We start from the raw sequence: 267 nt of genomic DNA, 5'->3' as shown, positions 1-267 counted from the left end.
TTGATACAAAGAAAACAAAGAAAGCGGTAGAAGAAGTGTTGGAGAATTATCGTGAGTATTTGAATACATTGCCAAGTAATCTAATGCCGAAAGTAACGACAATGTTTTCAGAGGTTCCTCCGACATTTACAAATCAATTCCATAGTTCTACTGAAGACATTGCTATTGAAAGAATTGAACTAGAGCAACAAAGAAAAGAATACATGGATTGGGTACATCAAGCTGTGAATACGTTAAAACCTGATGAAAGATATATTATTTTTAAAA

The 267-nt window shown here is 32.6% G+C and carries 1 protein-coding gene; it reads left to right on the top strand.

The features are described 5' to 3' along the window. Positions 1 to 267 (top strand): ArpU family phage packaging/lysis transcriptional regulator (locus tag ACS2QP_RS27865; protein ID WP_438883084.1); only part of this gene is annotated, 267 nt, incomplete at both ends.

The sequence above is a fragment of the Bacillus cereus group sp. Bce019 genome, assembly GCF_051781745.1.
GTDB lineage: Bacteria > Bacillota > Bacilli > Bacillales > Bacillaceae_G > Bacillus_A > Bacillus_A cereus.
Note: the sequence above shows the minus strand (reverse complement) of the source record. Positions and strands in the feature narration are given on the sequence as shown.